The organism is Spiroplasma endosymbiont of Danaus chrysippus, from assembly GCF_902809815.1.
Taxonomy (GTDB): domain Bacteria; phylum Bacillota_I; class Bacilli_A; order Mycoplasmatales; family VBWQ01; genus Spiroplasma_E.
Genome location: NZ_CADDIL010000002.1, coordinates 233510 through 254287, shown reverse-complemented (window position 1 = coordinate 254287; position 20778 = coordinate 233510). Strand labels below are relative to the sequence as shown.

21 protein-coding genes are annotated in these 20778 nt (G+C 22.6%); 12 read left to right on the top strand and 9 right to left on the bottom strand.

The features are described from left to right. Position 1 precedes the first annotated feature (1 nt). The 10 genes from SPIRDC1_RS03280 (at position 2) to SPIRDC1_RS03225 (ending at position 10604) form a co-directional block, all read left to right on the top strand. Positions 2 to 763 carry a hypothetical protein gene (locus tag SPIRDC1_RS03280; protein ID WP_174480524.1) on the top strand — a complete coding sequence of 254 codons (762 nt, stop codon included), beginning with the start codon at positions 2 to 4 and terminating at the stop codon, positions 761 to 763. Positions 764 to 779: 16 nt separating this feature from the next. Next, positions 780 to 938 carry a hypothetical protein gene (locus SPIRDC1_RS03275; protein ID WP_174480523.1) on the top strand — a complete coding sequence of 53 codons (159 nt, stop codon included), beginning with the start codon at positions 780 to 782 and terminating at the stop codon, positions 936 to 938. A 34-nt stretch (positions 939 to 972) separates the two neighbouring features. Then, the gene (locus tag SPIRDC1_RS03270; RefSeq protein ID WP_174480522.1) at positions 973 to 1161 is read left to right on the top strand and encodes a hypothetical protein; all 189 of its coding nucleotides are present in this window, start codon (positions 973 to 975) and stop codon (positions 1159 to 1161) included. A gap of 16 nt (positions 1162 to 1177) precedes the next feature. Beyond that, positions 1178 to 1555, top strand: a complete 378-nt coding sequence (locus SPIRDC1_RS03265) for a hypothetical protein (RefSeq protein ID WP_174480521.1) — start codon at positions 1178 to 1180, stop codon at positions 1553 to 1555. A gap of 16 nt (positions 1556 to 1571) precedes the next feature. Continuing rightward, positions 1572 to 1880 carry a hypothetical protein gene (locus SPIRDC1_RS03260; RefSeq protein WP_174480520.1) on the top strand — a complete coding sequence of 103 codons (309 nt, stop codon included), beginning with the start codon at positions 1572 to 1574 and terminating at the stop codon, positions 1878 to 1880. Between the two features lie 639 nt (positions 1881 to 2519). Beyond that, complete coding sequence (locus SPIRDC1_RS03245; protein ID WP_174480517.1) at positions 2520 to 4217, top strand: hypothetical protein; 1698 nt, start codon at positions 2520 to 2522, stop codon at positions 4215 to 4217. A gap of 3 nt (positions 4218 to 4220) precedes the next feature. Beyond that, on the top strand, positions 4221 to 6491 hold the full coding sequence (locus SPIRDC1_RS03240) for a hypothetical protein (protein WP_174480516.1): 2271 nt from the start codon (positions 4221 to 4223) through the stop codon (positions 6489 to 6491). Further along, positions 6461 to 7501: a hypothetical protein gene (locus SPIRDC1_RS03235; RefSeq protein WP_174480515.1), complete on the top strand. Its 1041-nt coding sequence runs from the start codon at positions 6461 to 6463 to the stop codon at positions 7499 to 7501. Before SPIRDC1_RS03240 ends, SPIRDC1_RS03235 begins: the two co-directional genes overlap by 31 nt. Beyond that, positions 7413 to 9317, top strand: a complete 1905-nt coding sequence (locus SPIRDC1_RS03230) for a hypothetical protein (RefSeq protein ID WP_174480514.1) — start codon at positions 7413 to 7415, stop codon at positions 9315 to 9317. The genes SPIRDC1_RS03235 and SPIRDC1_RS03230 overlap by 89 nt, the downstream gene beginning before the upstream one ends. 48 nt (positions 9318 to 9365) lie before the next feature. Next, complete coding sequence (locus SPIRDC1_RS03225) at positions 9366 to 10604, top strand: IS256 family transposase (RefSeq protein ID WP_174479940.1); 1239 nt, start codon at positions 9366 to 9368, stop codon at positions 10602 to 10604. A gap of 340 nt (positions 10605 to 10944) precedes the next feature. Here the strand turns inward: SPIRDC1_RS03225 and SPIRDC1_RS03220 are convergent, their stop codons facing one another. The 7 genes from SPIRDC1_RS03220 to SPIRDC1_RS03185 all read right to left on the bottom strand — a co-directional run bounded on the left by SPIRDC1_RS03220 (position 10945) and on the right by SPIRDC1_RS03185 (position 15051). Beyond that, positions 10945 to 11448 carry a hypothetical protein gene (locus SPIRDC1_RS03220; protein WP_174480513.1) on the bottom strand — a complete coding sequence of 168 codons (504 nt, stop codon included), beginning with the start codon at positions 11446 to 11448 and terminating at the stop codon, positions 10945 to 10947. Then, on the bottom strand, positions 11441 to 12247 hold the full coding sequence (locus tag SPIRDC1_RS03215) for a recombinase RecT (RefSeq protein ID WP_174480512.1): 807 nt from the start codon (positions 12245 to 12247) through the stop codon (positions 11441 to 11443). Before SPIRDC1_RS03215 ends, SPIRDC1_RS03220 begins: the two co-directional genes overlap by 8 nt. Before the next feature lie 793 nt (positions 12248 to 13040). Beyond that, positions 13041 to 13247 carry a hypothetical protein gene (locus SPIRDC1_RS03205; RefSeq protein WP_174480510.1) on the bottom strand — a complete coding sequence of 69 codons (207 nt, stop codon included), beginning with the start codon at positions 13245 to 13247 and terminating at the stop codon, positions 13041 to 13043. Continuing rightward, on the bottom strand, positions 13235 to 13474 hold the full coding sequence (locus SPIRDC1_RS03200) for a hypothetical protein (RefSeq protein ID WP_174480509.1): 240 nt from the start codon (positions 13472 to 13474) through the stop codon (positions 13235 to 13237). Before SPIRDC1_RS03200 ends, SPIRDC1_RS03205 begins: the two co-directional genes overlap by 13 nt. Positions 13475 to 13492: 18 nt before the next feature. Further along, complete coding sequence (locus SPIRDC1_RS03195; RefSeq protein ID WP_174480508.1) at positions 13493 to 13690, bottom strand: hypothetical protein; 198 nt, start codon at positions 13688 to 13690, stop codon at positions 13493 to 13495. A 130-nt stretch (positions 13691 to 13820) separates the two neighbouring features. Further along, on the bottom strand, positions 13821 to 14309 hold the full coding sequence (locus SPIRDC1_RS03190; protein WP_174480507.1) for a hypothetical protein: 489 nt from the start codon (positions 14307 to 14309) through the stop codon (positions 13821 to 13823). Positions 14310 to 14763: 454 nt separating this feature from the next. Next, entirely contained in the window at positions 14764 to 15051 is a 288-nt protein-coding gene (locus SPIRDC1_RS03185; RefSeq protein ID WP_174480506.1) for a hypothetical protein, read from the bottom strand. A gap of 443 nt (positions 15052 to 15494) precedes the next feature. On the opposite strand from SPIRDC1_RS03185, the gene SPIRDC1_RS03180 reads away from it, so the two are divergent. Together SPIRDC1_RS03180 and SPIRDC1_RS03175 are read left to right on the top strand one after the other, a co-directional pair. Continuing rightward, on the top strand, positions 15495 to 16367 hold the full coding sequence (locus SPIRDC1_RS03180) for an Mbov_0401 family ICE element transposase-like protein (protein ID WP_174480505.1): 873 nt from the start codon (positions 15495 to 15497) through the stop codon (positions 16365 to 16367). Positions 16368 to 16451: 84 nt separating this feature from the next. Continuing rightward, entirely contained in the window at positions 16452 to 17447 is a 996-nt protein-coding gene (locus SPIRDC1_RS03175) for an IS3 family transposase (protein WP_174479968.1), read from the top strand. Positions 17448 to 17750: 303 nt separating this feature from the next. Here the strand turns inward: SPIRDC1_RS03175 and SPIRDC1_RS03170 are convergent, their stop codons facing one another. Both SPIRDC1_RS03170 and lepA read right to left on the bottom strand, forming a co-directional pair. Next, positions 17751 to 18176, bottom strand: coding sequence for a hypothetical protein (locus tag SPIRDC1_RS03170; RefSeq protein WP_174480504.1), 426 nt, complete (start codon positions 18174 to 18176; stop codon positions 17751 to 17753). A 688-nt stretch (positions 18177 to 18864) separates the two neighbouring features. Further along, on the bottom strand, positions 18865 to 20673 hold the full coding sequence (lepA, locus tag SPIRDC1_RS03165) for a translation elongation factor 4 (RefSeq protein ID WP_368668551.1): 1809 nt from the start codon (positions 20671 to 20673) through the stop codon (positions 18865 to 18867). Between the last annotated feature and the right edge of the window lie 105 nt (positions 20674 to 20778).

The following is a 20778-nucleotide window of genomic DNA, read 5'->3' as shown; positions in this document are numbered from 1 at the left end:
AATGCCAAATATAGAAAATCAATCAAATTATACTTTAATTAAATTAATTAGAACTGGAATAAGTCCAATTTGTGCAATGATTGGTACAAGTGCTTATTATGGTCAAGTAATTGTAAATCCAGTATTAGGTTCAATTAATAGTTTATTATTTGGTAAAAAATTAGGTTTAGATATTTGAAATTTAAATCAAAGACCAAATACTAAAACTAAATTAATTAATAGTTCTAAAAAAATATTATTAGGTTTAGGAACAATTGGATTAGCAAATTATAGTAAATGAAGTGAAAATAATATTACTCCTATTATTCCAACAACACCAACTCCAATAACTACTACAACTACAACAGAAGGTCCTCCATGATTACTATTAAATAAACAAGAAAATCAGTCATTAATGGATTGAGATACTTATATTAGTTTAAATGCTTATGGTATATCAAATCTTATCAGTGGATTAACTGAATTAATTCCTAATAGATTTGAAACAATAAGAAAGATTTGTAATATGGCTACTGGTGGTTGTTTAATTTCTAGTGGTGTAGCAATGGGTATTAATAATGATTTTAATAATGCTTATGCAGTACCTACCATAATTGCTGGTGCAAGTGAAATAATCCATAATTTACTACCAATGGAAACAACTAATCATATTCAAGAAATGCAAGAAACAACATTTACTAGTGAAAATGCAAGATTAATTAATGATGTTGTAGATAGAATATCACCAGTATATAGACCAACTACATATTATGACAGTTTATAAAGGAGGTGAGTAATTTATGAATAAAGAAAAATTAATTGAATATTATAATCACGAAATAAAAATACATAAAGAAAGGATGGAACAATTAAATAAAGAAATTTCTTTATTAGTAACTATTATAAGTAATTATCAGTCAATGGTTGAAAGAATTAATGGTGGTCAATTTGACGAATAATTAAAAAATAAATAATTGAAAGGAAAATATTGAAATGAAAGAATTATTGCATGAATTAATCATTATTGGAACAAGTGTAGGAACATTAATTTGCAGAGAATTAATTGTTTGATTTAAACGATTTATTACAAATCCAAAACATGTTAGAGCAAATAACAAAATTATCAAACATCAAAAAAAATTAGCAAAATTAAATGAAAAGATTAATAAAGAAAATAAATAAAAAAGTGGTAATGTAAATGTTAGAAAATGAAAATAATGTTCAACAAACAACTGAACCTTTAACTGAAAATAATGCTTCTTCACAAGAAATAGAAAATAAAGTTAATGAAGCAGAAAATAAGTTAAATAAACTTAATCAAGAAATTAAAGAAAAAGAAATCATTAATATATTTAAAAAATATCAAGTTAAAAGTGAATTTTATGATTTTTTAAAATTTAAAACAACTAATCTAGAAAATTCAAAAATTGAAGAAACTATTAAAAAAATGATTAAAGAACAACCAGTATTTAAAGAAACAATTAATACAGGTGGCAAACCACAAACAATAATAACAAATCAACCAAATTCAATAAAAAATGCTTTATTGGATTATAAAAATAAAAATAAATTATAAGGAAGGAAAATAAAAAATGGCAGTACCATTCAAACAAAATTTAGATAATACCGAAAAATTAGTAGAAGCACCAGAATTTATAGAATTTTTTAAACAATCAAATAGTCCATGGGCAAGTTTTTTTCCTATCGAAATGGTTAATTCAACAAGAATTGAATTTATAGTTAAAAAACCAAAAGACCCAAAAGTTAAAGTTCTTCAATGAAATGATAAGAGTAAAAGAATAGATGTCGGATATGCTGATACAGATAAAATTATTAAAGAAATTACAGAAGAAGCTGTTGCTGGCGAAACAATTGCAGCGCTACTTAGCCCTTTTTACTAGACCATTAATTTAAAAAAAACTTGAATGTATTCGAAAAACAATTGTGTTATACAATTAACACTAATTTTGACATGAAAGGATTTTTAATAATGGATAAAATTAAACAAATAGCATTAGTAATTAACAAGTTAAATATCAAACAAAAAATTCAAATTATTGATGATAGCAAAAACCAATATTCAATTAGATATCTTTGCCAACATCTTCAACTAAACCGATCAACANAGTTGGAAGAATGTATTTAGTTGGTGGAGAAGTTACAGGTCAAGCAATACCTTATATTTCTAATAATGAAACAACATCACGTTGAATGGCATGTGGAATTATTAATACTGATAAAACTGATTTAAAAACTAAAATTACAAGTTTAACAACTGATATTACTGCAAATGTTAATAACAATAATAGTGAATTAAATACACAAATAAAAAGTACTAATGAACTTAAATCATTAAATCCTAATTTAACAAATCCAACTATTAAATATTTTAGTGATGCACAAGGCAAAACTAATGTAAGTAATCAAAAACAAAAAGCGGGTGAGTTATACATAGTTATTTCTTCAAATGTTAATGATTTAAATTATAAAGGTTCAACAAATCCAATTAAAATAACTCTTAAATAAAGGAAATTAATATTATGTTAATCGGTACAACTAGTACAGCAATACTTTTAAACATAAATAAACCAAAACATACTAGAATAAGTAAACAACAAGAAAATAAAAGTTTTTGATGAGAAATTTTAGAAATGATTGGTGTACAAGTTATAGCAGTAGCACTTGCTCCTTTTACTGGTGGATTAAGTGAAAGTGTAGCCCTTGGATTAGGTGCAAGTGATTTAATTGCTAGTATTAGTGCTGTTGGTGTAGAGTTTTTAACTGATTTTACTATTAATCAAGTTTATGATTATTTAAAAGGAAATGTAACACCATTAAATACTTTTTTTAATATATTACCAGCATTTGCTGGACTTAATAAAATTAGTCGTGGTTATCGTACAACTAAATTTATTAAGTTAGCACAAAAAACTAAAACATTAGAACAAGTTGGTATTAAAGAAGCAAAAAACTTACAAGAAATTATTAGTCAAGTAAGTGGAAAAGAAATTTTAACAGATAAAATTATTGGTAATAAACGTTATTTAATGAATTATAGTTTTACTCCTAATCGTGAAACAGTATTACGAGATTTAGGTTATGTTGCTGAAAGACAATATAAGAATAATTTTCAAAAACTAGAAACAGAAAAATTAATAGAACACTTATTATTACAAAATACATTAATAAAATTAAGTCCACAATTAACTCCTAAATTTAAAATTAAAGATATTGAAAAAGCAAATAACTTTTTAAAAAAATTTAATACTGATTTAAAAGAAGTATTAAAAATGAATCAACATGATTGATTAAATTTAGTTCATACAATACATACAGAAAATAGATATGGAAAAACTTTAATTTTAGATTTACAAAAAATTCGTGCTAATGCTATTAAATTTAATTTTAAAAATAATGTTATTCATCAACTTGTTTTAAAAGCAAATCAAACTTTTAAATATTTTGATATTAGATTTTATTTAAAAAAAGGTTTAAATAAATTTTGAAAAGATACACCATATTTTGAAAAAATACGAGAAAGTATATATAAATTACAAGAAAAATTTGAAAAGTTAGAAAAACAAGTATTTGAAAAAATTCAGAAATTAAAAGAAAAAGCAACTGATTTATTTACTAGTGCAGAAAAAAGAGCAATTAAACACGCACAATTAATTCCATTAAATTCACCAGTATTTATGGGTTGTAAAATTCAACCTTTGTCATTAGATAAATGTGCAATTACTATTTATCATCGCAATCCTAAATATAAACCAATTACAGTTGTTGATAGTATTCTTAAAGCAAAAACTTTTGTTATTCAAATACATCCATTTCATTGATATCGTTGATATAGTGGTTGATACATTGGTTATGGTATTAATCGTAATAAATGATTAAAAGCAATAGCATTTGCTCCACCAGTGGTGCAACAAGTAATTAGAGATAGTTTTAAAGTATATAGAGAAATATTTAGAACTATTAGAACTTATCATAAAGTAGTAAATGTTATTAATAATCCTATTGAAAATATTAACAAATCATTTAAAAATGTTGGTTTAAAATTTAGTGTTAATACTTTATTTGGTACTGGATTATTACATCATTTAGAAAAGTTTGCATATAGTCAAGTTGTAGAAAAGGGTAAGAAAAAGTTGCAAAAAGAAATTATCCATATTTCACATAGAAAAACTAAAACAAAAACTAAGCATTATAAAAAAGCATTTTTTAAGGAATGATAAATTATGATTAATAAACTTTGAACTGGTGTCAGTCTTGAAAATTATAATAACTGATATCCATTAACTGGAAAAATTACAGAAACGCCACAGCAATACATACAAACATGACCTAATGTTAATGATTGATTTATAACTTTTGCTATTCGTGCTCAAAATGATATTAATGCTTATCTTGATTTTATTTTATCTAAATTTCCTTTTGATAGTTTTAAAGATGAATTAATTAAAGAAACATTAAGAGATATGGTTTATGTAATGGTTGAACATTGAGTATTTAATCGTACACCAATTGAATTTAATGTTGATGCAACTATTCAATTTAATAATGGTAATCAATTTAGTGCAAGTAGTATTCCAACAATTAATATTTGAGATTTAGCACCTAGTAGAATGAAAATATGAGCAAGATTAACAGAATTAAAACAAATATTTTCAAGTTATAATGATCATGAAATAGATGTTGAAAAAATTGACTTAAAAGCATTTTATACTAGAAATCAAGTTGATGAATTAATTAAAGAACAAAAAGAATTTACACTATTAAAACAAATTAAATTATATGATGATTTAGTTGATGATAATGAAAATGAAGTATATAGGGGTCCTGTTACTAATTTTATTAATAAAGGTTATGTTGCAACTGATTATAATAAAGAAACTGAAACAATGATTTTAGATTGACCTGATGAAATTGGTACATTACCACCCGAAGCATTACAAAATAATCCACAAATTGGTGATTTTACTCATGCACCAACTTGTGATTTTTCTGCTAAACAACAAAAACGAATTACTACAAATGAAAATGAAATTACCAAATTAAATAGTGAATTAACTAAAACAAATGAAAACATTGATGATATCAAAAATAATTGATTTAATATTGAAACTAGTCCTTTATGAAAAAAAGTTGAAAATAATAATATAGAAATGTTGAAATGATATTTTATTAAAATCAGTTATCACTATTCAACAGAAAATAACTTTATGAAATTTTATAAAATAATTAAAATTTATTTAAATAATATTTTTCATGAATTTGAATTGTTAAATGTTGATTCCATGACTTATAAAGAACAAATACAAAATAAAAATATTTTAAATATTGGAACTATTTACTATGACAATAGAAATAAAAAATTTAGGGGTGGCGGTAATTCTTATCCTGAACGTGGAAAAATTAATTTAATTGGTGATATAGAAGAAATATATCAATATCAAGGAATAAATACACCAACTGAATTTATAGCAGAAGAAAATACTGAACATGATTATTACACAAAACTAGAAACTAATAATTTATTAGATAAAAAACAAAATAAATTAATTGCTGGTACTAATATAACTATTGATGAAAATAATAAAATTAGTGCTTCTGGTGGTAGTTCAGTTGATGAAAATAGAATATTTAATAATAAAGATGATAAAGAGAATACTACAAGATTAGTTAATGAAGTTATTAAAACTAATGTTGGTGGTAAAACTTTAATTTATAGAAATAATCCAGTTATAACTGATGATTTAGATATTCCAAATAAGAAATATATAGATGATAAAATACCTAATTTAGATAATTATTACATAAAAACAGAAGTAGATAAAAAATTAGAAGATACAAAAGCACAATTTCCTATTGCATTTCAAATAAATGCTGTAAGTCAAGAAATTCCTAATTTAGAAACTACTAATAAAACAGTTGTTGGTTCTATTAATGAAAATAAAAGTAATATTGATAAAAAACAAGATAAAGAAGTATGAAAAATAATAGGTAAAAGTCTTGATAATCGTACATGAGAAGATTTTGCTCTTAGTTTTAATAAATATTATAGAGTATTTATAACATGAGATAAACCACCTTTTAATCAAACAAGTGTAAAACTAAAAATAGAATTTAAAAGTAGTAACTATATAGGTGGAAATTATATGCTTGTTAAAGGTAAAATTGATAATGAAGATGCTTCATTAATTATTAAATTAGGAACTGTTGATGGTAATAAAAGTCAATTAATTATTATTGGTGGAAATAAACAATTTGGAAATATATTTTCATTAGAAGAATTACAAGATACTATTAAAATAGATATTCAACCAAAATTGCAAATAAGGTCTGGTAGTTTAACTACAAATGAAATAGAAGAAAATATTTGAGATATTGAATTAAAAAATAATCCAACACCAAGTCCAAGTTTTATGTCACGTGTTGCTAAATTTAATGAACAAGAACAATCAGCAGAATTATTTTTATGAATGAACAAAGTGATAATGGTAGTTTAACATGAGTAACAATAGAAAATTCAAAAGTAAAAGTTGAAATATTTAATGGTAATATAGAAATTTTATTAGGTAGTACAAAATCAAAAATTAAACCAGAAAGTCAATTAAAAGAAAAATATGAATTAAAAAATCCATTTGGTTATTTACCAATTGTTGAAATTACAAATTTACCACAAATTCATTTTTATGGTAATAGTACACAAATGAATGCATATCCAGATTGTGCACCAGTATGAAATTTAATATGAGATTTACAACATATTATTAAACAAAAAAGAAAAGAAAGAATATTAAATTTAACTAGATTTTATGGAATTATTGATAATGAAAAATTTAAAGCTTTAAATTTAAGTGATGATTTTCAATCAATTATTAAAGATGCATTTTTAAATATTACTACTGCAAATTATGTAAAAGGTGGTAATGGTGGAGTTGATATTGTACAAGGTAATCCAAAATTTGGTGAATATTGACTTGATTATAATGGTACAGCAAAACAAATATTTAATGGTGCTGGTTATGATTATGATGAATTTAATGGTATTAATTATGAAAATAAAACTAAAACATTAATGAATAATAAATTTGATATGCAAACAACAGAAGTTAAAATAACACATTATACAACTTATTTATATAGAATGTTTGATATGTTAGTAACTTTTTCTAAAGATGAAAATGGAAAAGTATATTGAAATGGTATTGGTGAAAGACCTTATAGTTTTGAATTTATACCAATTGCTATGGTTGACCAATTAGTACAAGATGAATTAATTAATAGTAGATTAAATAATGGAACAATGTCAATAGTTGAAGCAATTAGTTTATATGAAAATATTGATACATTAATGGCAAAACAAAAATTAGAACATATTATTAATGAAAATAAATTTTTAAATAAAAATTTAGGAGATAATACAAATGATAATGAACAACGCAGTAAGAATTCAATTAATGAAACAAGCACATCTAGCATTAAAGCAAACTCAACAATTAATAAAGAGATGTAGTTATTGAAAAATATTTCCATTTGTTATTAATAATGGAGCAATTCCTTTAACTGAAACTGGTTATAAACCAATTAATAGTAAAATAAGTGATTTTGGTCAATATGAATTAATATTAACTGGTACTACTCCAGTTGTATGTATTTGAAAAAATAGTACAAAAATATATCAAAAAAATAAAGGTAAAATTAATGAAGAAATACATAAAGTTAATGGTCAAGATGAATTTTATACAAAACAATATAAAATTGGAGATTATTGAAATGCTTATTTAATTGATGATACAAGTGGTGTTGATTTTAGTAATTTACCAAATAATCAAATATTTAAAACAGTACAAACAAAAAGACAATATACTTTAGTAATGTTTGAAGAACATATTACAATTGATGATTATTTACAATTTTTTTGTGTATTTAATGATGAAAATGAAAATATTGGTGGTAATAGTGGTAAAAATCAAGATAGACAATTATTATATATTTCAAATGTAACAAATTATTATAGTCCTTATAATGGTGCATTTAGTATGCAAGTATTAACTTTTAGTAGTTTAAATGATAGAGTAGTTGCAAGTGGTCAAAATACACTTGATTTTGTACAATATGCAAGCCCAGGTAGTGGTTATGCTTTCCCAACTATTCAACAAGGAAAAGTAACTTTAAATCGTACTTTAATGCGTGATATTGGTGTAAGATATAGTCATAGACAAATTTATGGATTAGAATTATTAACAAGTTGTTATTATTATGGAAGACCAATAATTCAAGGTCAAGAACCAATACAACAAAATAATGAAGAAATATTTGAAAGTAAAGTATTTGCTTCAAGAAGATTATTTATTGCTGGTAATAATGAAAAATCTACAACTGAAGTTAAAAATAATGGTGGTTTACTTGCTGGAATAAATGATAAAATAACAACAAGTAGTCATCCAGAAACAACATTTTATAATATTATGGACGCTAAACCTACTGGATTTACTCATTATGATACATGACAAAAATTTTTAGAAGCAAGAAAATTTGATATGTTAGCTCAAAAAGATTTTCAAGGAATATTAACATGTAATAAAGAATTAGCAATTAAAAGTAATGGTGATGCTATTGGTAAAGCAAAATTCTTTTGAGATAGTGAATGAAATATAAATAATTTACAAGGTGAATATAATGTTGATATGAGTAGTAATTTTAAATATAAAGACCCAGATACTGGATTAGTTATTGGTTCACCAACTGTTGATTATAAAAAAATATCACAAAAATATATGTCAGCAATATTAAATTTTAATAGTGTAGTATTTAGTTCATTAATTCAAATGCCTTATGATAGTGTACAATGATTACCATTTGCTTTAAGTTCAATTCCATTAGTAGGTAAATTATTAAATGCTTTAACATTAGGTATTCCAGTAGGATTTATTATTACTCAAAATTCTCAACAATATAAAAATATGCCATTTTTTAATGGATTTATGAGTGCATTTTTTGCTTCAAATTTATCAAGTATTATTGGTAATAATGATAATAATTGATTTATTCCTTTAAATGTATTTAGTAATTCAAGTGAGTTTGCATTAGGTAAAATGTTAGGTTCACATGTTTCAACAACTGCTATGACAATGAAATTAAGTGATAGAGTAAGTGTTTATCCATGAGATGCTAAAACTGGTAAAAAGTTAGAAGTAAAAGAACAAATAAGTACAGTTGATTTATCACAAAAGAAAACAAAAGAAATTTTTAATCATATAATAGATGATAAAGTATATATAAGGGAATGTTTAGTAATCTGTGTGACTTACAAAAATAACTATGTTTAATTAATTCTAGTAAATATAATTTATATATCTAGAAAGAGTGAGTTACAGATGGCTAAAAAAGATAATCTTAATAACAATGATCCAATATCAAAAGCAGTAGATTTATTATTAGAAAATACTGAGGATTTAACAACAGTTTTTAAAGAGGGAGGCTTATATAAAGAATTAACTAAACGATTGGTAGAAAAAATGTTGAATTCTGAGATGCAAAATTATTTAGGACACGAAAGAAATCAACGCAGTAATAATGACAATGTTCGTAATGGTACAACATCAAAAAAATTAATAACTCAACAAGGTAAAATTGAAATTGATGTACCAAGAGATCGCAATAGTAATTTTGAACCAGTAATAATCACAAAAAGACAGAGAAGATTTGATGGTTTTGATCAACAAGTTCTTTCACTATATGCAAAAGGTATGACTTTATCAGATATTAGAATGCAGTTGCAAGAGTTATATGATGGCGCAGATATTAGCGAAAGCGTAATTAGTCAAATTACTGATGATGTCATTGATGATGTCAAAGCATGGCAAAATCGTCCATTAGATAGTGTTTATCCAATCATTTATTTTGATTGTATCGTAGTTAAAGTACGTCAGGATAAACGTATTATTAACAAATCAGTTTATATAGCTTTAGGAGTTGATTTAGAAGGTAAAAAAGATGTTTTAGGTTTATGAATTAGTGAAAATGAAGGTGCTAAATTCTGATTAAATAATTTTACAGAAATGAAAAATCGAGGCTTAAATGATATTCTTATTGCTTGTAGTGATAATTTAACAGGCATGTCAGAGGCAATACAATCAGTTTATCCTAAAACTGAACATCAATTATGCATAGTTCATCAAATTAGAAATAGCTTAAAATATGTTTCATACAAACATCGAAAGTCTCTAGTTATCGATTTAAAGCCAATTTATACAGCATGTAGTGAAGAACAAGCAATGCAAGCTTTAGAATCATTTGAAAGTAAATGAAATAAACAATATCCACAAATTGCTAAATCTTGATATAAAAATTGAGAAAATTTAATGGTTTTTATTAGTTATCCAGCAGAAATTAAAAGGGTAATTTATACTACAAATGCTATTGAATCTGTTAATAGCCAATTACGAAAAGTTATTAGAAATAAAAAAGTTTTTCCTAATGATATGGCAGTTTTTAAAATTTTTTACTTAGCAATTGAAAATATCACAAAAAAATGAACATTGCCTATTCAAAATTGAAATACAGCAATTGCTCATTTTATGATAAAATTTGAAGACAGAATTAATCTGAACTAGTACTTTGTAAAACAAAGAAACACAGATTACTAAAAAGCCTCGTTAATTTCATAATTTTTTGACTTCCTACTGCTTGCTTTTTACAATTTAAACATTTCATTAATCAAATACTCCTTAATTATTTTCAATATTAATATCATCAATATTTATATTTATAGTTATTCCATCTAAATTTTTTAATTCTTTTAATTTTTCTATTATTTCTAAAATATCTTGTTTATTCATTTTTATTATCCTTATTAATTATTTGTCTAATTTCTAATATTTCTTTTAAAACAAGATTTATATTTTTTGCATTATTATATAGTGCTTCTCATATCTCATTATCTTTTTACGCATATTAATTCTCCTTATTTAAATAATATCAACCAATTAATAAACTATCTGCTTCATCATGATTTGATATTGTTATATTTCAATTTTGTTCATTAATTAATTCATTTGCTAATTGTATTGAAGTATTTTTAATTCATCTAAATTCTTGTTTTTTAGGTAAATTATAATTATTTTTAATATTATTTACATATCATTTTTTTCATTCACTGGGACTTATTAACATATCTTTTGTTATTAATTTATTAAATTGTCCAGCAATAAAACCTCTTAAATGTTCTTGTGTTTCATAACCAATACCATTTTTACTATGAAAAGTACCACGTTCAATAATTAAATCTATATCTTCATCTCTTTTTCTCTGAAAAAATATTTCGCCTTGAAAATCAATAAAGTCTAATTTTTTATTGTTAAAACTATAACTTTTAATTCATATTGGTTTTTTATTTTCTCATAAAGTAAATCCAGTATTTTTAATACTTGGGTCAATTGAAAGTAAATAATTATTCATTTTTAAATACCAAATTATCTAATTTATTAATATTTTCTTCTAATTGTTGAAAATTAGTATTATTTTCAATTACATTATTAATATTTGGATTATCAATATATATTTTTTCATTTTCAGTAATAATTGCTTGGTCACTTTCATATGCAATTTGCATTTCAGTACTCATAATTCCCCATTTTCTTAATAATTGAGTTAATACAGTTTTTAATGCCATACTATCAAAATCACTAACAACAAATTCTTTATTTTTTGCATAAGTTTTTGAATATTTTAAAAAATGTTTTTCAATTTGTTCTTTTGACATATATAAAGTTTTTTCAAAACCATTTACTAACTGAAAATATGCTACATAACCAATAATAGGTTGTTTCAATCTTTCTAAATCATCTTGTATTCAATTAAATTCAATTCCCTTAAGTCTATCTACTTTTTTAATTTCTGTTAATCTAACATTACTAACATTAATTTCTTTATATTGTTGACTACGTAATGCTAATTGAATATAACCTTTATATCCCATTTGAAATTGAGCATTATTTACTTTAGTATTACTATCTCAATAAGGTACAATATAACAATAACCAAAATTCTTTTCTAATGGTAAATTCAATAATACTGCTTGATAACAACTATTAATAATAGTATCTGGATATGCTTTATCTAAACCATATTGATTTGAAATTGCTAATACATTACTTTTAAATTTTTGTATTTCTAAATTATTAACAATACCTTTTTGTCTAATAAATTTTTCTACATTACCATTATTAATATTTTTCACTAATAATTCATTTGCCATTTTATTTTAATTCCTTTCATGTTCAAATTGCTTTTTCTCATTCAATTAATAATTCATTTGTTATTTCAACTTTTATTAATTCAATTTCATTTTCTTTAACTCAACATATAAAATGAGTATTTGATAATTCATAATTATTATTTTTTAATAATCAATAATATGCTATTATTTGTAATTTTGATTTTTCTAATAATTCTTTAGTAAAAACTTTATAAGTTTTAAAATCTACTATTATATTTAAATTATTTTCTTTATAAATTAAATCTGGTGTTCCAGCAACTATATCTGCATTAAACATTTTTTCACTAATATATTCATTAGTATTAATAAATTTAGTAGGTAAATAATCTAATAATGTATAACAATAATTTAAATAATTTTGTGAAAATAAATCTTTAATATAATTTTTAATTTGATTAGTTATATTTTTAATATTTATATTTTTAAAATATAATTCTGCTACTTTATGAACAAAATTACCACGAATTCTTGCATTATGAATATTAAAACAATGTTTACATTTATTACATTTACAATATGAATTACCTAAATAATAATCAAGTATTTTACTTACTGATATTAATTCTTTTTTATTTATAAAATATTGATGTGTTTCTTTNTTTATTGCATTTTTAATTAAATTTTTTACAAAACTATTAATTGTAATATCTTCTTCTAAACACATCTTTTTTAATTCATAATAATCATTTTTATTTAATCTAATATGAATTTGTTTAATAATTAAATCTTCTGGTTTCTTTTTTGGAGCTGCTACCATATTTATTTATCTCCTTTAACCTTTAAAAATTCTTTTATAATCAATAATTGCTTGTTCTAATTTATTTACATCTTCATATGTAAAATAATCATTATAAGTTTTTAAATCACCATCATCATCAATTGTAATTTCTCAATTTTCATATTTACTATTAAATTCTTCTTGTAATTCTTCAAATTTTTCTATTAATTTTCTTGCATTTTGTAATTCTAATCTATTCAAATTTCATCATTTATAGAAAATCAAATTAAATCGTTTACGCCTATACAAATTAAATTATTTACATCTTTGCAAATTCCATTTTTTTCAGCTATTAATTTATAAAAACATTTATTACAAGTTCTATTTGCAAATGATGAATTTTTATGACAAATATCACATGAACCAAATATTTTTTCAATTTCTTCATATTTTAAATATATTCTTTTATCTTCTTTTAAATTAATCATTTATATTAACTCCTTTAATTAAGAATATTTAGAAGCAATAATTATTAATGTTAAAATCATAATAATTATTCAAATTGTTAAAAATACAATTCTACTTTTTCATGATTTTTTATAAAATTCTTTTTGTTCTTCAATTAATTCAATTTGTTCTTTTAATAATTTATTTTGTAATTCTTTATTATCTTCTTGTATTTCTAAATTATCTATTTCTTCCATTTTTACTCTCTTTCTATAATTTTTAATATTTCTTGTATTTCAATATATTTTTTATTTTTAAGTAATTTTTCATTACATAAATTTTTAATTAATTCTATTTTTTCAATATTTAATAACATATTAATTTCCTTTAATACTTTAAATAAAATATTTTTTCATTATGAGTATTTATATCTTTCATTGGTGTAACAATATAATTTATTGCTAAATCATTATCATTATATGGATTATTTATTTTAAAACTTTTCATATCTTGTTCTCATGTAATGTTATATTTAAAACATTCTTGATTTTTATCATTTGTAAAAATATAATAACCATTATATTGTTCATAAAATTCACAAGATATTAATTCATTTTCATTTGTAGTAATATCTGAAATATTTTTTATATATTTTAAAATATCACTACCTTTAATACTTTCAATATCTTTTGTAATTGATTTTTTACCTAATTGATAATTAAAATCTTCTATTATTTTTATTATTATTTTTTTATTTTTTTCATTAATATTAGTAAATTGTTTAGGAAATCATGTTTCATATTCACCAATTTCTAATAATATTCCATTATTTGTTTCTTGTATTTTAGTTTTTAAATCTAAACTAATATTTGGCATATAATATTCCTTTCTAATAAGTATTTTTACGTATAAGCCTTATCACCTACAGTGATAAAAGGCTTATATATATTTTTATTAATACGTATACGTAATATATTGTGCTTTCACTCTTGATGAGTGAAGCACATATACGTAAATAAAAATTATATTTAATAATTAATTTATTTATGTTATGATATTATTGATAAGTTATGTATGTAATATATAACCCCCTTTATATGTAATAATTTAAAAATAATTAAAGAACAGGGTTTATGGTTATTGCATTTCTATACAAATTTAATTTCAATTTCATACAATAACAATTCAATAAAAATAAATAAATTACTCTTTTATACTCATGTAGTAGTATTTACATTTAGTACTCATAATTAGACTATCTATGAGAGTTTTAAAGTTTTTTTATTTAACAATTAAAAAATGAGAGTTTTATCTCTCATTTGTATTTTTATTAAATCGTATCCAAGTTTGCAATGCGCCCTCCATCAGGATATTTGCCATCTCATTTTATATCTCCTTGATGTCTTGGTTTGATATCAAAATATAAATCTATTTTATGATAATCTCCACTTTTATGTGACCATATAATTGCTCCTTTACCACCAACAGTTTTCGTACGGTCATAATTATAAAATGATAAATCTTTACTATTTTCATGGGTAAGCACCCCCATGATTAATCCTATTGTTCCAGTTGTAGCACCAGTTAGTGCTAATGCTAATGTTATTTTATTTTTCATTTATTTTAAAATTTTAATTTTAATTTATAATTTTATTTATTTCTTTTTTTAATTTATATCAATTATAAATATAACTAAATATCATCAGAGATATAAAAGTTATTACGAATAATACTCCTATTATTCAATCTTTCATATTCAATTACTCCCTTATTTTTAAACTTTAATAAACTTTAACAAGTAAATTGTACTTATTTTTCATTATTTTTACAATATGCTTTTAAATGTAAAATAACGCCTAAATTAAAGGCGTTTATTTTATGATACCTATACTATTAATTATATTGAAATTGTTTATTATATTGCAAATATGAAAGTGATTTTTTAAATAATTTTTATTTTAGTTAAAATTACACTTATATATGTTTATAATATTAAAGTAAAATATTTTTTTAAATATATTTACAATAAATTTAAAATTTTAAAAAAAGTTAGGAGAAAAAATGAATTTTAATATTGATTTTAATTATAAATGAAATTATAAAGAACAATATCCTAAAATTGATAAATTAATTGTCGAAAATTTTAAAAATAAATGAGAAAAATGAGATAGAAGAATAAAAAATACAAGAGATAAAAAGAAATATAAAATTGTTGATTTTCAATATCGAACAAGAAAAACATTATATGGAATGGTAACTTATAAAAGAAGAATTTATGAATATTTTGATGAAAAATTACAAAAATTAGTTCGTGTTTGTTTAGTTGATGAAAAAATGGAACTTCCAAAATATAAAAGAATTGGTGAAGATATCGAAGATACTATTATTGAAAATTTTGCTGATGGAAAAAGATATCGTGATATTTGTGCGATTTGTAAAAAAGCAGGTATTAGTGTTAGTAGTGTTCATAGAGTTTTTAAAAATTTAGAAATAAATGAAGCAAATCCAGTAAAAGTAAAATTGCAAAAAAATCAACCTATTTTTGTAGCAATTGATGATGGACATCGAAAATTTTGAGATTTTAAACGTAAAGGTACAAAACACTCTATGAGATTAATAGTAACATATACAGATAATATTAATCATAAAGTACAAAATAAAAGAGTAAAAGCAATTATAAGAAAAACAAGAACTCCAATTGGAGTTAAAAAAACTGCTGAATTTGTTAAAGAACATTGTCAAAAATTTTATGAAAATATTGAACAAGCAAAAATTATTATTTGTGGTGATAGTGCAGGATGAATTAAAGAAGTTGCTGATTATTTAGGTGCACAGTTTGTTTTAGATAAATTTCATTTAATTAGAACATTATATCTTGGAATAATGGCTGGAAATAAAGAAAAATATTTAGAAGAATATAATCATGCTACTTAGCCCTTTTTACTAGACCATTAATTTAAAAAAAACTTGAATGTATTCGAAAAACAATTGTGTTATACAATTAACACTAATTTTGACATGAAAGGATTTTTAATAATGGATAAAATTAAACAAATAGCATTAGTAATTAACAAGTTAAATATCAAACAAAAAATTCAAATTATTGATGATAGCAAAAACCAATATTCAATTAGATATCTTTGCCAACATCTTCAACTAAACCGATCAACATATTATTTTGTAAAAAACAAACAAAACCCTATTAAAAAAGAAAAAAATCAAATTAGTAATTGTACACATAAATATCAAGAATTATGCCAACTTTTACTTGAATTTCATTTTACAAGAAAAGGACAAATTTATGGCTATTTACGAATTTTTTCAGCATTTAAAGAATGATTAAAACAATACAAACATATTATTTTAAATCTAGAATTATCAACAAAACAAATGCGAAAAATTATGAAAGATCACAATCTTCAAGGATTAAAACAAACTAAAAATAACTATCCTAAAAACAAAAAAAATCCAAATAAGTGAATACCTACAATGGATAAAGTAAACAAAGATTATAAAAGTACAACCTCTTCAAATCAAATTTGATCAATGGACACTAAACAAATAAATACTAAAGAAGGTTGATTATATCTTTTTGTAATTATTGATTTTTATTCAAATAATATTGTAAGCTATAATACATGTTCAAACAAATCCTATCAAGATTTAATCCTTCCTGCACTTGAAAAAATAAATCAACAATTCTCTTGAAACCAAGTAAAAAACGTTATTTTACACTCAGATAACGCCAACGAATTTTATTGTCAAGACATCACAAATTGAGCTGCTGATAAGCAAATAATTTTAAGCAAAAAACAACCTTATGATATTGGTGGCAATGTAATATCTGAAAACTGATTTTCTCATTTATCTCAAGAATGACTACCTAAAGGTTCAAATCAATATTTTTCTCTCAATGAAGCTATAAATGATGTAAATCAATATATTATGTTTTATAATTACGAAAGAATACATTCTAAATTTCTAAAACCACCAATTTCACAAATAAAAATTTAAAACTGTCTATCCAAAAGTGGTCCAGTATTTAGGGCTAACCACCTTAATAATGGTCAATATGAACAATTAATTAACTATTTATATAATCAATTAGATAATCATAAAAAATTAAAAAAAACAATACTTTAAAAATAATAAAGAAGGTATTGAAAATCAAGGTGCAAAGTGAAATATTGGTTGTTTTACAGAAACTAATATTTGACATGTTTTAAAAGAAATGATTGGTAATAGAACATATAATATTTCAATTTATATTAAAATGGTTATTTTTAAATGTAATAAAATAAATTTAGAAACATAATTTTAATGAATGTAATAATTATTGATTATTTCACAATTTTGAATAGCATCTCAAAAATTATTATTTTTTAATTTTGTTTTGAAACCAATAATGAAAAAAGTTAATGATATAGTTATAAAAAATAAAATTGGAAGTAAAAATAAAACCAAAAAAATTCCACTTTGTAATTCAATTCATTCATAATAATTTTCTTTAATATGATGAGTTCCAAAATTATAAAAATATTTTGCAGAATGCTCTATGATAAAACTTAATCGAAAGTGTTTTAACAAATCAAATCCATTAATACAATTTAATTTTTTGTTTAAATAAAAAAGATTAAAATGACTAAAATCTATTAATATTAATCCTATAATTAAAGTTAAAATAGTTAAAATAAATAATGATACAGTTATTAACTGTAATTTTTTAAGTGCTTTATTTTTCATCTTTAAATTCTCCTTAACTTTATTTCATAAGTTTAACACTTAACAAACTTAATTATAAGTATTTTAGTTGCAATAAATTTAAAAAATAGTAATATGAGTGTACAATTTCATAAAAATCCAAATTATTTCTTGTCTAAAATTATAATAAGACTATATAAGATTTAATTTATTGCGGATTTTTGACAATCTCCCTATTATTAATATACTTATTATAAATTAAAATTTTATCAATTTCTTAGGGAATTGTTTTTTTATTATATCATTTTATTTAAACTTGCTTTTAATTTATTTTTCTATGAATACTGGATTTATTATAAAAAATTATATCATTTTATTTATAAAAATTATAAATAAAATGATATAATAAAAAATATAAATAAATTATTTATAAAACTTTAAAATGGGGAATATAAAATGATTAATAACATAAAAAATATGATTAAAAATTACTCTAGAGAAATTGAGTGTCACGCAATAATAAAAAATAATTTAGAAAATAATCATTTAAAAAGTCAAGCGAATTTAATTAATATTGAAATGCAAAAAAATTACATAAAAATTAAAATGGAAATAATTGCAGAATTAAAAAAAATACTATATATTTAACATAAAATTGTGAGAAATCTCATTTTTATTTTCAAATAATCCAATTTAGAAAAAAACAAATCAAATATTTTTAACTTATTTATTAATTTTCTTCATCTATTTTTAAAACAGCACGAAATGCTTCTGGTGGTAATTCAACATTACCAATCGATTTCATTTTTTTCTTTCCTTCTTTTTGTTTTTCTAAAAGTTTTCTTTTTCTTGTAATATCACCACCATAACATTTAGCAATAACATCTTTTCTAACTGCTTGCACAGTTTGACGAGCAATAATTTTATTATTAATAGCAGCCTGAATAGCAACTTCAAAATTTTGTTTTGGAATTAATTTTTTTAATTTTTCACATAAAACACGCCCACGATCATAAGCAAAATCCTTATGAACAATAACAGATAATGCATCAACAATATTACCTGCTAATAAAATATCCATTTTCACTAATTTACTTTCCTGATAACCAATTAATTCATAATCTAATGAAGCATAACCTTTTGATATTGATTTTAATTTATCAAAAAAATCAATGACAATTTCATTCAGTGGCATATTATAAATAAGAGTTCTTCGTAAATTATCAGCATATTTTAAATCTAAATAAGTTCCACGTTTATCCTGACATAATTGCATCAAGGCACCAACATATTGTTCTGGTGTCATTATTGTTACTTGCACAAATGGTTCTTCTACACTTTTAATTGTCTGCACAGTTGGTCATTTTGCTGGATTATCAATTATTAACTTTTCACCATTAGTTAAATTTACTTCATAAATTACAGAAGGAGCTGTTGAAATTAAAACTAAATTATATTCACGCTCTAAACGTTCTTGAATAACATCCATATGTAATAACCCTAAAAAACCACAACGAAAACCAAAACCTAATGCTTGTGATGTTTCAGCAGTAAAAATTAATGAGGCATCCGATAATTGAATTTTATATAATGCATCCTTTAATTCTTGATATTTATTAGTATCAATTGGATATAAACCACAATAAACCATTGGTTTTAAAGTTTTATAACCTGGTAATGGTACATCAGCAGGATTAATAACACTAGTAATCGTATCACCAACATGAATATCACTAATTATTTTAATTGCACCACTAATTCAACCAACTTCACCAGCTGTTAACATTTCTCTCTTTTCTTCTTTTGGTGTGCGTACTCCTAATTCAGTAATTTCATATTCGGCACCAGTTGACATCATTCTTACTTTATCGCCAACTTTAATTACACCAGTTTTGATTCTAATAAATGCCATCACTCCACGATATTTATCATATAATGAATCAAAAATTAAAGCACGCAATGGTTCATTATCATCAGCATCAATTGGATAAGGAATATATTTAATAACTGCTTCTAAAACATCGCGAATATTAATACCTGTTTTTGCAGAAATTAAAGGCGCATAATCAGCAGGTAAACCCAATACTTTTTCAATTTCTTCCTTAACTTTTTCTGGTTCAGCACTTGGTAAATCTATTTTATTAATAACAGGAATAATTTCTAAATCATTATCTAATGCTAAATATACATTTGCTAAAGTTTGTGCTTCAATACCCTGAGCAGCATCAACTACTAAAATGGCACCTTCACATGCTGCTAAACTACGCGATACTTCATAAGTAAAGTCAACATGACCTGGAGTATCAATTAAGTGGAGCAAATAAGTATGACCATCTAATGATTGATATTTAAGTTGTACACTATTTAATTTAATTGTAATGCCACGTTCACGTTCTAAATCTAGTGAATCTAACAATTGATTTTTCATTTCCCTTTTTGAAACAGCATTAGTTAATTCTAAAATACGATCAGCCAAAGTTGATTTACCATGATCAATATGGGCAATAATTGAAAAATTTCTAATGTATTTTTTATCGATACTCATAATATTATTTATTCACCTATCTTTTGCTTATAAACTATTTACTATGTTTTAGTATACCAAAGTTTAAATAAAATTAAATCGAAAGTTGCAGATAATGTT